This is a genomic window from Geobacter hydrogenophilus (genome assembly GCF_018501225.1).
Taxonomy (GTDB): Bacteria; Desulfobacterota; Desulfuromonadia; order Geobacterales; family Geobacteraceae; genus Geobacter; species Geobacter hydrogenophilus.
Genome location: NZ_JAHCZI010000001.1, coordinates 400,463 through 414,559 on the forward strand (window position 1 = coordinate 400,463; position 14,097 = coordinate 414,559).

Annotated in this window: 11 protein-coding genes; 9 read left to right on the top strand and 2 right to left on the bottom strand. The window is 63.2% G+C overall.

Annotated elements, in window-relative coordinates:
* Positions 1-36: 36 nt before the first annotated feature.
* The 9 genes from KI811_RS01770 to KI811_RS01810 all read left to right on the top strand — a co-directional run bounded on the left by KI811_RS01770 (position 37) and on the right by KI811_RS01810 (position 11,801).
* Positions 37-834, top strand: a complete 798-nt coding sequence (locus KI811_RS01770) for a hypothetical protein (RefSeq protein WP_214184768.1) — start codon at positions 37-39, stop codon at positions 832-834.
* A 93-nt stretch (positions 835-927) separates the two neighbouring features.
* On the top strand, positions 928-3,333 hold the full coding sequence (locus KI811_RS01775; RefSeq protein WP_214184769.1) for a hypothetical protein: 2,406 nt from the start codon (positions 928-930) through the stop codon (positions 3,331-3,333).
* A 29-nt stretch (positions 3,334-3,362) separates the two neighbouring features.
* A complete protein-coding gene (locus KI811_RS01780) occupies positions 3,363-3,743 on the top strand; it encodes a hypothetical protein (protein WP_214184770.1) in 381 nt (126 codons plus the stop codon).
* 57 nt (positions 3,744-3,800) lie between these two features.
* Entirely contained in the window at positions 3,801-5,339 is a 1,539-nt protein-coding gene (locus KI811_RS01785) for a radical SAM/SPASM domain-containing protein (protein ID WP_214184771.1), read from the top strand.
* A 30-nt stretch (positions 5,340-5,369) separates the two neighbouring features.
* A complete protein-coding gene (locus KI811_RS01790) occupies positions 5,370-9,356 on the top strand; it encodes a hypothetical protein (protein ID WP_214184772.1) in 3,987 nt (1,328 codons plus the stop codon).
* A gap of 70 nt (positions 9,357-9,426) precedes the next feature.
* On the top strand, positions 9,427-10,470 hold the full coding sequence (locus KI811_RS01795; protein ID WP_214184773.1) for a M4 family metallopeptidase: 1,044 nt from the start codon (positions 9,427-9,429) through the stop codon (positions 10,468-10,470).
* 152 nt (positions 10,471-10,622) lie between these two features.
* Positions 10,623-10,940 (top strand): protealysin inhibitor emfourin, encoded by a 318-nt coding sequence (locus tag KI811_RS01800; protein WP_214184774.1) that lies wholly within the window; start codon positions 10,623-10,625, stop codon positions 10,938-10,940.
* A 67-nt stretch (positions 10,941-11,007) separates the two neighbouring features.
* Positions 11,008-11,532 (top strand): ribonuclease domain-containing protein, encoded by a 525-nt coding sequence (locus KI811_RS01805; RefSeq protein WP_214184775.1) that lies wholly within the window; start codon positions 11,008-11,010, stop codon positions 11,530-11,532.
* Positions 11,523-11,801 carry a barstar family protein gene (locus KI811_RS01810; protein WP_214184776.1) on the top strand — a complete coding sequence of 93 codons (279 nt, stop codon included), beginning with the start codon at positions 11,523-11,525 and terminating at the stop codon, positions 11,799-11,801. Before KI811_RS01805 ends, KI811_RS01810 begins: the two co-directional genes overlap by 10 nt.
* Positions 11,802-11,835: 34 nt before the next feature.
* Here KI811_RS01810 and pgl read toward each other — a convergent pair whose 3' ends face one another.
* Positions 11,836-12,561: a 6-phosphogluconolactonase gene (pgl, locus tag KI811_RS01815; protein WP_214184777.1), complete on the bottom strand. Its 726-nt coding sequence runs from the start codon at positions 12,559-12,561 to the stop codon at positions 11,836-11,838.
* Positions 12,558-14,084: a glucose-6-phosphate dehydrogenase gene (gene zwf, locus KI811_RS01820; protein WP_246551219.1), complete on the bottom strand. Its 1,527-nt coding sequence runs from the start codon at positions 14,082-14,084 to the stop codon at positions 12,558-12,560. The genes pgl and zwf overlap by 4 nt, the downstream gene beginning before the upstream one ends.
* Between the last annotated feature and the right edge of the window lie 13 nt (positions 14,085-14,097).

Sequence of the window (14,097 nt, forward strand, 5' to 3'; positions counted from 1 at the left end):
ACGCAACACAAACCCTGTTCAAGGAGGAACCGACAGATGGCAAAAATCAAGCGTGACTGGGTCGAGCCGGCCCACCCGGTACTGGTGAGACGCTTCGACGACCTGGTCGACATCTACCGATTCATCAAGGATGCGATCCAGCCCAAGATCGACAAGGTGTTCGACAAGGTATCCCAGCAGATCGGCTTCGTGGTGACCACCACCCTCCCAGTGACCATGCAGATCAACGCGGACGGCAAGATCGAGAAGGTTGAGCTTGGCGCCGGAAACCTCCAGGGGACGGTTTTCGAACGGGAATTCGCCCCCATCACGAAGGAACTTACGGGAAACAGCCCCGGCAAAGTGGCCGCCGGCAGTTACTCCCTCTTTTTCCTCTGGCACGAGGCCCTCAAGCTCAAGCTGAAGGCCGACTGGATCGAGCCGGCCCATTTCATCCCCGATCGGCTCCGGGACGTCGTCCAACAGGCGGTGCCCGAGGAACTGGTGCCAGGGGTCCGTGAACCGGCCCACTGGTTTGACGCAGGGATCGCCCTCGCCCGGGAGGAGGAGATCCTCATCGCCGCCATCGATGAAGTCTACACCGACCTGAAGCTGGCCGAGCGGATCGCCGTGGCCCGGCGGGAGAACCTGAAGTTCGTTCCCGGCATCCGGGAGCCGGCCCATTTCCGTGACATGCTCGAAGAGGTCATCGTGGCCCGCAGCGGCGCCCAGCAGCTGGTGCCGGGAATCCGGGAGCCGGCCCACTTCCGCAGGCTCGCCGAGCTCCTGGACCGGGAAGACGCCCTCAGGCTGGTGGCCGAACTGACGGAGGTACTGAAGAAGTACGGCCTGTGAAGGAATCGAATATCTCTTCTAATCGAGGCCCGTGCGGCAGCATTGCACGGGCTTCCTTTCCGTATGGACGCGGAGACGAAAGGAGCACCAGGGATGGCAAAAGGACCGAAAGAGAAACTCGAAGCGGCCATAAAGGCCGAACTCCCCGACGACGTAACCATGGAGGACTTCCAGTTCGTCCTCCAGCAACTCTTGGACGCCTGGCGCCCGATCCTCCAAGAGGATCTGGAGCTGAGCAAATCGGCCGAGCGGCTCATCAAGGAAACCGAGCAGCACCCCCACACCTGCGAGGACGAACAGCTTCTGGCCGACCGTCTCTTCGCCCCCCTGGTCACGGAGGAGGTGGCCCTGCGCACCCTCGATGCCAAGGCCCGTGAGATTCTGGGCCCCATCGACCAGTGGCGCTGGTGCCTGCGGAAGATCCTCTGCTGCTTCCGCTTCGGCTGGCTCCTCTCCCGGGCCCGCACCTTCCCGGTGGCGGTCTACTACCTCTACCGCTACTGGCTCTGCATCCGCCGCCTCTTCGACGACACCATCGGCAACCGTCCCCTCACCGTGGACGAGCGGGCCGACTTCCGCCAGCTGGTGGCCAACTTTGCCACCGTCTTCAAGCCCTACCTGGAGAACGAGGCCCGCACCACCGACCGGGCCACCGAACTGGCCGACGACGCCACCGCCGGGAACCTCGACTGCCACGTCGGCGGGGATGCGGCCGAGTCCCTCTTCGAAAAGTTCCTGACTCCCGTCAACGCCGAACTCCTCATGGGCAAGGAGGCCTTCGCAAAACTGCGCCAGGATCCCCGCTTCTGGTTCTGCCGCTGCTGGTGCCTCTGCGCCTTCCGCTTCGGCTGGTGCCTGGGGCGGGCGCGAACCCTCTTCGACCTGGTCCGCTGCCTCATCGCCTATTTTGTCTGCCTGCGCCGCTGCTTCCAGCCGCTGACCTGCCAGATCACGAAGCCCGTTGGGTGCACCGACGAGGAAGTGAACCAGAACGTGGGAGGCCTTGCAGTGACCGCTGTCGGCACCGCCACCGGCGGCTTCTTCGACCACTACACCCTCGAATGGCGGAAGGTTGAGGGGCTTCCCTGCTCGGACGACAGCGGGTGGCAGTCCACCGGCGTCGCCTACCCCGGCGGCACCCCCACGGGGACCGTCTCGGTGGTAAACGGCGTCCTGGGGTGGATCAACACGACGGTCCTGCCGGCCGGCTCCTACGAGATCCGGCTCTGCGTCTACTCCTCTCTCCCCAACGTGGCCCGCACCTGCTGCTGCACCCAATTCAGCCTCTTCAAGGTGCTGGTCTGGATCGACCACGTGGCCGACGCGCCGGTGAAGACCGGCCCCGGCTTCGGCCCCTTCAACCCCGACTCGCCGCTCCTCATCCCGTCCACCAACGACGTGGCGTCGGTGGGGTGCTGCGTCACCGTGAGCGGCAGCGCCTTCGTTGGGGAGTGCAACAACCGCAAAATTAAGTGCTTCGAGCTTCGGGCCGGCATCGGCTTCCTCCCGGGCCCGGGACAGATGGGCTTCAACCCGGCAGACTACTCGATCCTCCTCTCGGGACCGGTCTGCTACACCGACCCCGATCCGCAGATCGAGGCCGGCAAGCGGGCCCAGTGGAACCAGGTCATCGGCAAGCCCCTCACCACGAACCTGGTGGACAGCATCGACATCCAGCTGGGGAACATCACGATCCACGACCTCTGGAAGCTCAGGCCCTTCTGCTGGCCCAGCGACCCGGGTCTTCCCACGAACGTCATGGACGGCCCCTGCCCCGACTCGCACCACCGGTGCCGGAGCGGCAAGTACACCCTCCTCCTCCACGTGACCGACACCCTGGGTAACGACTACTATGACACCCAGCAGGTCTGGTTCGACAACAAGCCGCTCACCGTTGAATTTGCCGGGCTCGCCGGCCTGCCGGGGTGCACCGACCTCCATATCGGCCTCAACACCCAGTTCGTGCCGCCGGGTGCCCCGTGCAACATCCCGTGGCCCGTGGGGATCCTGGGAATAGCCTACGACGAGTACATCGACGAGTCCGACCTGAACCCGCCCAGCGACAACTTCGACTTCTACATCCTCCAGATCACCCGCCAGGGAGGGCCGACGCTCCAGATCCCCATCACGCCGGACCTCATCAACTACGGTCCCGACCCCTTCAAGGGAACCACACGGGTCGGGGACCCGGGAACCCGGTGCGACCCGGTGCCGCTCGTGGTGGGCTGCCCCCCACCGCCCCCCATCCCGCCCAAGTTCGACGGCATCCTGACGCTTCTGGATCTCCGGATCTTCGACGCCACCTGCGCGCTCAGCGTGCCGGCACCCTACGTGATCCCTGCCGGGTTCCCCCTCAAGCGGGGGACCTGCTGCGGCTATGCATTCCAGCTCTACGCCCGGGACAGAACCCGGAGCGACAGCGTCTCGTGCCACGAGGCGTGGACCCCGCCGTGGGCGGTTTGCATCTGCAACGACCTGCCGGGAGATGGCAACGGGTAAGCCAACCTATCGCACAAGGAGGAAAAGCCATGTCTGATCAAATCTGCAAAGAAGAAGAATCCGCCATAACCGAAATACAGTTAAGAGCCGCAAACCTGAGAATAGCCAAGGTAAAGGCCGAAAAAGAGTTCATAGAGGCACGGGGCAAGGAGGTTTCGCCGGAAGAGAAGGCGGCGATCCAGAAAAAGCGCCATCAGGTCCTCTATCAGCTTGAGCTGGAAGGGGCGGAAATCGAACGGGAATTCATCGAAAAGTACCGCAGCAAGATCGCGGGGCTATCGGTCAGGTACCCGGGGCTGAATCTGGAGGGAGCAGCGGGCTGCCCCTTCTGCACCACCTGCATAACGAGCTGTCTGGAGTGCGTCACGAGCTGCACTGCGTGCGTTGCCTGCTCCAACGACGTGTTCTGATCTCCAGAAGGGGAAGGCGGAAGCCTTCCCCTTCCCCACCACAAGGAGCGAACAACGATGCAACTGGACTGTTCAGTATTGGGCAGGGACGTACAGATAACAGATGCGGCCATTCCGGTCATCTCCCCCTACTGGCGGCTGAAGCGCTCCGGCGACTGGTCCCTGCTGTGCAAATACGAGCCGGAGCAGATTTCCTACTCAATCCTCTCTCCCCTCGTGGGGGCGACGCTCGCCCTCATGGATGGCCGACTGACCTTCCGCCACCTGTCGATGGTCGTCCAGTACGCCCATGAATTCGACAGCCTGGAGAAGTCCAATGAATTTCTGACCCAGGTCATCGCGGCGGCGAACAAGGACAATGACGCCATCGTCGCCATGAGCGACCAACTGACCCCCTACGTGAAGAAATACGATCCCCTGGAGTTTGTCGAGGCTCCGCCGGAAGACCAGAATCAGAAGAGACTGGCAGGCCCCCTTTCGCTGAACCTCATGTTCTCCAACGACTGCGAAACGAGCTGTGCCTACTGCTACGCCCAGCGGCGCAACGTCCCCCCTGCGCGGCACCTTTCCACTGAACGCTGGCTGGAGATCTTCCGCGAGGCCCGCGCGCTGGGGATGGAACAGGTCTCCCTTTCCGGGGGCGATCCCCTCTTCAGGAGAGATTCCCTGGCCCTGATCGCCGAGCTCATCAAGCTGAAGATGCTCTTTCTCCTCTCCACCAAGTGCCATGTCACGGGAGAGATGGCAGACCGGCTCGTGGAAATCGGCATGAATGAGCCGGTCAACCAGTACACCCGCGAGATCCAGCTGAGCATGGACGGCCCCGACGAGGAGACCGCCGATATCCTGTCCGGAAGCCCCGGCTACTTCCACCGGGCCATCGACAGCATCAGGAACCTGGTGGAGAGGGGCTTCAACCTGCGCGTCAAGGCGGTGCTGACGCCGCTGAACGCCCCTCGGGTCTACGAATGGGTCGAACTGATGGCTGGCCTGGGGGTCGAAAAACTCTCTGTCGCGGCATACAACAGGACCTTTTACCGCCATGACGACGGCCTCTTCCTGAGCAGGGAAGACCGGGAACTGATCGGGGACCAGTGCCGGCGCGCCCGGGCCGATTTTCCCGGCATCGAGCTCAGGATGACCGGCATCGATCCTGCCCTCGCCCAGGATAAACCTCACCTCCCCCCAGCGGCCGAAACGGTGCGAACCGCGACTGAACCGGCGCCTGCCGCAGCGGACAAGGCCCGGCGCTGGAAGGAACGCGCCCACTGCTCGGGAGGCCGCAGCAGCATGACCATCACCCCGGACGGGAAAGTGGTCCTCTGCGACACGATCCCCCAGGAGGGGATATTCGTGGTGGGGGACGTTTCCATCCAGTCCGTCATGGAGGTCTGGAACAGCCAGAAGCTCCTGGACTTCGCCTATCCGCCACGGGAAAGATTCGCCGGTTCGGCGTGCCACGACTGCGCCGACCTGGATGAATGCCAGAGCAAGGCGGGGTACTGCTTCCGCGACACCTATTTCAACTACGGCACTGCCTTCGGGCCGCCCCCTTCGTGCCCCTGTGCTCAGGATGACGGCATGCGCATGGAATGAGCACTTTCCCGCCACCCCAAGGAGGCTGACATGAATCTCACAAAATATGTTCTTACCGTCGCCGCGATTACACTCTCAACCTTCTCGGGTGTGGCTTCAGGCCTGGCCCAACAGGCTGACATAGCAAAAGTGCTCACCTTCGCTCCCGAGGCCGAGGTTCGTTTCACCGCCCCGTGGCAACTGTCGGCCGTGAAATACACCAATGCGCAGGAGCTCGTCGTCATGGGCACGGCCCCGGCCAAGGCTGCCGAAATGAAGGCTGGGATCACCGAATATCCGGTTGCGCGACTCCTCATCACCACCGAGTCCCGCAGCGACCATGCGGATGCGTTGAAGCGTCTCGAATCCATTGCCGCGTCCCGGGACGTTCCGGCGGAGTTCATCGAAGTCGGCGGCTGGCCTGCCGTTGAGGTGACCTTCACCGAGAGCCTGCCCAGGCGTGGCGCGAAGGGAGAGGAGGAGGAAGAGCCCTCGGCGCCCGAGGTGACGGTCCAGCGAACGGTCACGGCAATTGCCCAGGGCGACAAAGTGGTGATCTTTGACAGCTCCGTGCTCCCCGAAGCGCCGCAGGGTCTGATGAAGGGTGCAAGGGAGATTACCCGCAGCGTCCGCTTTGCCCGAACGGGGAAGCCCGATGAAATCAAGAAGGCCCTTGAGACGCTGCAGAGCAAGGAGAAACAGCGGCAGTTGCTGTTCAGGAAACCGCAAAGCTCGGCACCGGAGCCGGCGGCTGCAGCGGTTTCATCGGTCGATACGGCGACGGTCGGTGCGCCCGTGCAGGTTCAAACCGGTGTCGGGGAGCTGGAAATCGCCACCAGCCCCGATGCCTCCACCGTGGTCATCGCAAGCAACAGCGGCCTCTCCTTTTCGACCAACCGCGGCACGAGCTTTGCCGCGGGAACGACCGGCGTCTTCGGCCTGAATGACCCGTCTCTCGCCCGCGGCGCCAGCGGCAACTTCTATCTGGGTGTTATCGCCATTCCCACCGGCACACCGGCGCAGCTCAACGTGTCCGGCTGCACCAACGCGATAAGCCGCTCCACCAACAACGGCGCCGGCTTCGCGCTGCAGGGCTACAGCGCCACCTGCCCCACTACCGGTGCCGGCATCTGCTTTCCGGACCAGGAGCATATTGCCGGCGATGGCCGAAACGCGGCGGTTGGGGGCGATCAGCTCTATGCGGTGTGGCGAAACTTCACGCCCAGCGGCACTGCGGCCAATTGCAGCGGTATCGGCAGCGGTTTCGTCACTGCTTCGATCACCTGCTCACAAAACAATGGCTCCACCTGGACCGCCCGGGCGGCGATCCCCGGCGCAGGGGATTTCCCGCGGGTGTCCGTGGGACGGGATGGCTCCGTGTATGTGGTCACCCTGAGCGGCAACTCGGTCCTGCTGAACCGCTTCTCCTCCTGCGCCAACGGCCTGACTCCGGCCACCGGTTTTCCGGTGACCGTCGCAACCCTGAGCGGCGGGGTCGCCTGCCCTGTTGCCGGCCTCGACCGCTGCAACGACGGCAATACCCTGAGCAGCCCCATGGTGGCTCCCGATCCCGGCAATGCCAATCACCTGTTCGTCACCTTCGCGGAGAACAACGGAGGGACCAGCGAGCGGATCGTGGCCATGGAATCGACCAACAGCGGCGCATCATTCCCCACCAGAAGGAACGTGAGTTCCAGCGCGTCCGTGCGCCGCTTCATGCCGTGGTCCTGCACCACGCGCGGCAGTGCCTGGGTCGGCTGGTATGACCGTGGCGCCGCCACCAGCGCGAACAACGATCTTACGGACTATTTCCTTGGCTCCACCTCGGGGACGCTCTGGAACCTCACTGCCAATCCCGATCCCCAGTGTGCCTCCGGCTGGCCCTGCGCGCCCCGCAGCACCAACGACTCCGAGGCATGCAGCGCCCAGCCCCAACTTGCCGGGGTGTGCCGCAACGCCACCGGCGGCGGCAGTGGCACCCGGTGCGACTTCAGCGCCGGCGGATGTCCGCCGGGCGAGACCTGCCGCACGGGCGGCGGCTGCCCCAAATACGGCGACTACAACGGCATCGCCTGCGCTGGCGACTTTGTGGTCGCCGCCTGGGCTTCAGCCACGGCTCCCGCAGGCCTCCCTCCGGCGGCGGGGCTCAGGGTCTATTCCTCCACAGAGTTTGTCGCCCGCGACGGTGCAGCCATCTGGCGCTACACGGGAACCCCCTGCAGCGGCGATTCCTGTCCGGGATGGATCCGGCTGGACAATAACCCCCATACGGTCGCAATCGTCGCGGACTCAGGTGAGCTCTACCAACTCCACAACACCGGCCGGATATGGCAGTCCACCCACGGGGCCTGCGATGCCGACTCCTGTCCAGGATGGCGGCCCCTTGACAACAATCCCAAGACGGTCGCCATCGCGGCGTCGGGGGGCAAGCTCTACCAACTCCACGACGACGGCATGATCTGGGTCTACACCGGCACCCCGTGCAGCGGCAACAGTTGCCCCGGCTGGCAACGGCTCGACAACAACCCCAAGACCGTGGCCATCGCGGCGGCGGGAAACAACCTCTATCAACTCCATAACGACGGCTGGATCTGGCGCTACACCGGCACCCCGTGCAGCGGCAATTCCTGCCCCGGCTGGCAGCGACTCGACAACAACTCCAAGACCGTGGCCATCGCGTCGGCGGGAAACAGCCTCTATCAGCTCCACAACGACGGCTGGATCTGGCGCTACACCGGCACCCCCTGCAGCGGCAATTCCTGCCCCGGCTGGCAGCGGCTCGACAACAACTCCAAGACGGTCGCCATTGCAGCGGCAGGGAGCAACCTCTATCAACTCCATAACGACGGCATGATCTGGCGCTACACCGGCACCCCCTGCAGCGGCAACTCCTGCCCCGGCTGGCAGCGGCTCGACAACAACTTCAAGACGGTCGCCATCGCAGCGGCGGGCGACAGGCTCTACCAGCTGCACGACGACGGCTGGATCTGGCGCTACACCGGCACCCCGTGCAGCGGCAACTCCTGCCCCGGATGGGAGCGCCTTGACAACAATCCTCGCACCGGGATGATCGCCCCGGGCGACGACCTCTACCAGTTGCACACCGATCCGCTCTATCAGCTGCACAATGACGGCATGATCTGGCACTACACGGGCCAGGAGTGCGAAGGGGACTTCTGCCCCGGATGGGAACGCCTCGACAACAACCCCAAGACGAGAAACATCGTGGGGGGCGACGGCCAGCTGTTCCAGTTACACGGCGATGGTCGCATCTGGCGCTCCACGGGTACGCCGTGCAGCGGCAATTCCTGTCCCGGTTGGCAGATGCTCGACAACAACCCGAAAACGGTCGCCATTGCCAGCGCCGGCACCCAACTCTTCCAGCTCCACAACGACGGCATGATCTGGCGCTGGACAGGGATCCCGTGCAGCGGCGAGAGCTGTCCCGGCTGGCAGCGGCTCGACAACAACCCCAAGACGGTCGCCATTGCCGCCGGGGAGAACCAGCTCTTCCAGCTCCACAACGACGGCATGATCTGGCGCTACACCGGCACCCCGTGCAGTGGCAATTCCTGCCCCGGATGGCAGATGCTCGACAACAACCCGAAAACAAAGGCTATCGTGGCAGGCCGGAACCAACTCTTCCAACTCCACAACGACGGTCTTATCTGGCGTTACACTGGCACCCCGTGCAGCGGCAATTCGTGCCCCGGATGGCAGCAACTGGACAATAACCCCAGGACCGCGGCGATCGCCGCCGGGGGGAGTCAGCTCATCCAACTCCACAACGACGGGCGCATCTGGCGCTATACCGGCACCCCGTGCAGCGGCACCAGCTGCCCCGGATGGCAGTTGCTCGACAACAACATAAGGACCCAGGAGATCGCCGTATCCGGCAGCCACATCTACCAACGGCACAACAACGGCAAGATATGGCGCTATACCGGCCCGGCCTGCACCGGCAACAACTGCCCGGGCTGGCGCATGCTCGATGACAACCCCAAAACCAGGCACATTGGAGTTGGCGGTTTTAACTGACGGTAAACGGTAAAGCCAGCATGCCCAGGGAGAAAGAACCATCACCATCTACCACTAAAAGGAGAAAGCCATGTTAAACGCTACAAACTCGCCCATCAGGGGCATCATTCCCCCACACATGCTGGAAGAGATCGCCAAGCGCGGCACCACGCGCCAAAAAGATTGGGCTCTCCACAACCTGACATTCGCCGGCTTCGTCCGGGGACAGCGGCAAGCCATGGCAGCGCTCCCAACGGCCGCGGCGGTGGGTCACAAGTACCGTACGGTCAATGACAACAAGCATGAGGGGGGCAATCCACCCACCGGTGCCCTTGTCTTCAAGGAAGGGGATCCGGCGAGCGCGGATCCGGCCGTCAACGAAGCCTACGACGGCGCCGGGGCCACCTATGACCTTTACTACGACGTCTATCAGCGCAACTCCATCGACAACAGGGGGATGAGCATCGTCTCCTTCGTCCACTACGAATCGAATTTCAACAACGCCTTCTGGGACGGAAGCGAGATGGTCTACGGCGATGGCGACGGCGACATCTTCGATCGCTTCACCAAGTGCATCGACGTCATCGGGCACGAACTGACCCACGGCGTGACCCAGCACGAGGCGAATCTTGCCTACTCGGGGCAGCCGGGGGCGCTGAACGAGTCCATGTCCGACGTCTTCGGCTCCCTGGTGAAGCAACGCGTCCTCAATCAGACGGCGGACAAGGCGGACTGGCTCATCGGTGCGGGACTCTTGACCTCGAAGATACAGGGCCAGGCTCTGCGCTCCATGAAGGCGCCGGGTACCGCCTACGACGACCCTGTCCTCGGCAAGGATCCCCAGCCGGCCGACATGCAGCATTACGTAAAGACCTCCAGTGACAATGGCGGGGTGCATATCAACTCCGGCATCCCCAATCGCGCCTTCTACCTGGCAGCGACCGCCATCGGCGGCAATGCCTGGGAAAAGGCCGGAAAGATCTGGTATGTCGCCCTGCGGGACCGGCTGCGCAGCAATTCCACCTTCAAGCGGGCCGCCACTGCCACCATAAGCGTTGCTAAGGAACTCTTCGGCGACGGGAGCAACGAGATGAAAGCGGTGCAGGATGCCTGGAAAGGCGTCGGGGTGATTTAACCGTGCGCGGCTTTGGGAGACAATGTGGCGCTTTGCATCCGTGGCGGGTGCTCCGCCGCATTGTCTCCGCTGTTGCGGTCACGTTCACGGCCGGTATCATTATCTCAAGCTGCGCGATGCACCAAACGCGGGACGCCGAGGAGGGTGAACCATTGAAGATATCGTTCGAACAGAGCGGCGGCATTGCCGGGTTGCGGTTTGCCACCACCCTGGATACTGCCGGTCTCCCTCCGGAAGATGCCCAGAAACTGCGCCGGATGGTTGATGAAGCGGATTTCTTCAATCTCCCGGCACGCATAGTCTCGCCTCGCCCCCAGCCCGACCGTTTCCAGTACAAGCTCCAGGTACAGGAAAGCAGCCGGCAGCACACCGTGACTGTGAGCGAGGAGGCCCTGCCGACGAGTCTGGCCCCCCTTGTCAAATGGCTGGGAGAAGAGGCCCGCCGCAAGATGCGGGAAAAGAACCCGTAGCAAATAATTGTAATGGCGCCGCTTGCCGCGGCCTTGCACCTCATTCATGCACAGGAGGAGACAGACCATGAAGCCCCCCTTTCCCGCCCAAAGCAAACTGCCACCATCCCGTCATCACCGGAAGCTCCCCTTCCTGGCGGCCCTGTTGATCATGGCGCTCCCCACGGCAGGCTTCAACGACCGGACGGCATTCGCCGACAGTTGCGCCGACGTCGTCCACCAGCTGAACCAGCAGCTCAGACCCACGATCGACGAAGGGGAACTGGCCGCCATGCTCCAGAACCTCAACGGAAGTAACAACGCGAAACTCCCGCCGAAATTCGTGACCAAGGGCCAAGCGAAAAAGATGGGATGGAGGCCGGGGAAAAACCTCTGGTCCTATACGAAGCTCAAAGGGAAGAGCATCGGCGGCGACACCTTCGCCAACAGGGAAAGGCTACTGCCGGCCGGCGGCAGGAGCTGGCACGAGGCTGATCTGGACTACAAGGGAGGACACCGGGGGGCAAAGCGCCTGATTTACTCCAATGACGGCATGAGGATGGTGACGGTTGACCACTACCGCACCTTTACGGAGGTCCGCCCATGTCAGTAAAGCGCTGCACCATTTCCGGCCGGAGTGTGCACTCCCTCAACGAGCTGTACGACGAGCTTGCCCGCCAACTCCCCCTTCCCGATTACTTCGGCCGCAACCTCGATGCCCTCTGGGACGTCCTTTCAACGGACATCGAGGGGCCGGTGGAGCTCATCTGGGAGGATAGCGAGCACTCGAAGCGCTCTATGGGTAAGGATTACGAGCGGGTCGTTTCCCTTCTCAGGGATCTGGCGAAGGAGCGGGAGGATTTCAGGGTCATATTCCGGTAAAGGTTGTGGAATCGAAGGTACGGCAACTGCCCTGTCACGCGGCATTTCGAAGCAGGCGTGCGGCATCACGGTCCACCAGCCATACCAGCTGCCCCGCTGGCCTGATCAGACTGGCAGGAACGCGATGGGGGTCAGGGGAGCCTTCCAGCACTTCCCGCAGAATCGACGCCTTGTTGACTCCCGACACCAGGAAAACGACCCGGGATGCCTGGTTGATGACAGGAACCGTCAGGGAGAGCCGGCACATCCCTTCATCGGCCAGTAAGACATCCGCCACCCAGCGCCGCCGTTCATCCAGGACAGGTGTTTGCGGGAAGAGGGAAGCGGTGTGCCCGTTTTCCCCCAATCCCAGCAGGATCAGGTCGAAGTAAGGCAAATCGCCGGGAAAATAGCTGCGAAGGAGCGCTTCATACTCCTTTGCGGTATCTTGCGGAGCCTGGCCGCAGACCATGGGATGGACCTGCCCATCCGGGATCGGAACATGGTCGAGGAGCGCCCGGCCCGCCATTCGCGCATTGTTGCGGGGATCAGCGGCAGGCACGCAGCGTTCGTCACCCCAAAAAACATGGGTTTTCTCCCATGGCACCCGGTTCCGGAATGGCTCATGGGCAAGAATTTCGTAGGTTCGGCGTGGTGTGTCTCCTCCGGCAAGGGCAACGGCAAACCTCCCCATGTCCAGCACTGCAGATTGCGCCGCAGTTGCAAAGAGTTCGGCGGCAGCCAAGCTCAAGGCTTCCCGGTCGAGGTAGACCCTGATCATGACGCCTCCGTCTCTCCCTCTTCCGCCAGAAGGTCGGGTTGGACCCAGCTGTGCCCCTCCTTGGCGATAAGGAGATCGGCGGTTTCCGGCCCCCAGCTGCCGGCTTGATAGTTGGGGAAATCGGCCGGCGGCACCGATTCCCAGGTATCGAGGATCGGCGAAATGACTCCCCAGGCACTCTCCACCTGGTCGGCCCGCATGAAGAGGGTAGCGTCGCCGCAGATGACGTCCAGGAGCAGAGTCTCGTAGGCTTCCGGAGAGGCGGCGTGGAAGGCGTCATGGTAACGAAATCCCATGTCCACTGCTCCCAGAAGCAGGCGCGTTCCGGGCTGTTTGACTTGGATGCGGGTGGCAATCCCCTCCTCGGGCTGGATGCGAAGAACGAGCCGGTTCGGCTGCCAGCTCTCCACGGCCGCAGGCGGGAAGAGCTGGTGGGGAGCCGGGCGGAAGAGGATGGCCACCTCGGAGACCTTGGCACGCAAGCGTTTACCGGTCCGGAGATAGAACGGCACCCCTTGCCAGCGCCAATTGTCGATCCACAGCTTGAGGGCGGCAAAGGTCTCGGTGGCGGAGTCGGGTGGCACCCCTGGCTCTTCCCGGTAGCCCGTCACTCCCGTGCAGGCCACCATCCCCCTGCCGTACTGGCCACGGACCGCCACCCGGTGGACTTCCTCGGGGCGAATGGGCCGAATAGCCCGCAAGACATCCACCTTCTTGTTGCGCACCTCGTCGGCTGAAAACGACACCGGCGGCTCCATGGCAATCAGGCAGAGGATCTGCAGGAGATGATTCTGCACCATGTCGCGCAAGGCGCCGGACGTATCGTAGTAACCTCCCCTCTTCCCCACCCCCACCTCTTCGGCGACGGTAATCTGCACGTGGTCTATGTAGCGCCGGTTCCAGATCGGCTCCAACAGAGAGTTGGCGAAACGGAAAGCGAGGATGTTCTGCACCGTCTCCTTGCCCAGGTAGTGGTCGATCCGATAGATCTGCGTCTCGGCAAACAGGGAGGTGAGAAGCACGTTCAACTGCCGGGCCGAAGCGAGGTCGCGGCCAAAGGGTTTTTCAACCACAAGCCGGTCCCGGGAGCAGTCCTTGCAAACGCCGAGGCTCTCCAATTGGCGGGCCGCCGCTTCCATGAGGCCGGGAGGAATGGCGAAGTAGAAGACACGAACCGCCCGACCGTTCCACTCCCGGTCCAGCTCTTGGAGCCTCCGGCTGAGGAGTGCCCCGGTTTCCGCCGTGGCCAAGTCCCCGGTAAGGTACGACAGCCGGTCCGCGAACCCACTCCACGTTGACTCGTTCGTCACGCTGCGCCGTGAGTGGAGGTCCACCCCCTCCCTGAGTTTTCGGCGGAATCCCCCATCATCCATCTCTTGCCGGGCGACCCCGACGATGGCGAACCGCTCGGGAAGACGGCCGTCAAGGTAGAGGTTGTAGAGGGCCGGCACAAGCTTGCGCCACGTAAGATCGCCGGCAGCGCCGAAGACCACCATCACGGTCGGTTCCATACGAGAATTCATCGTTGTATCCATC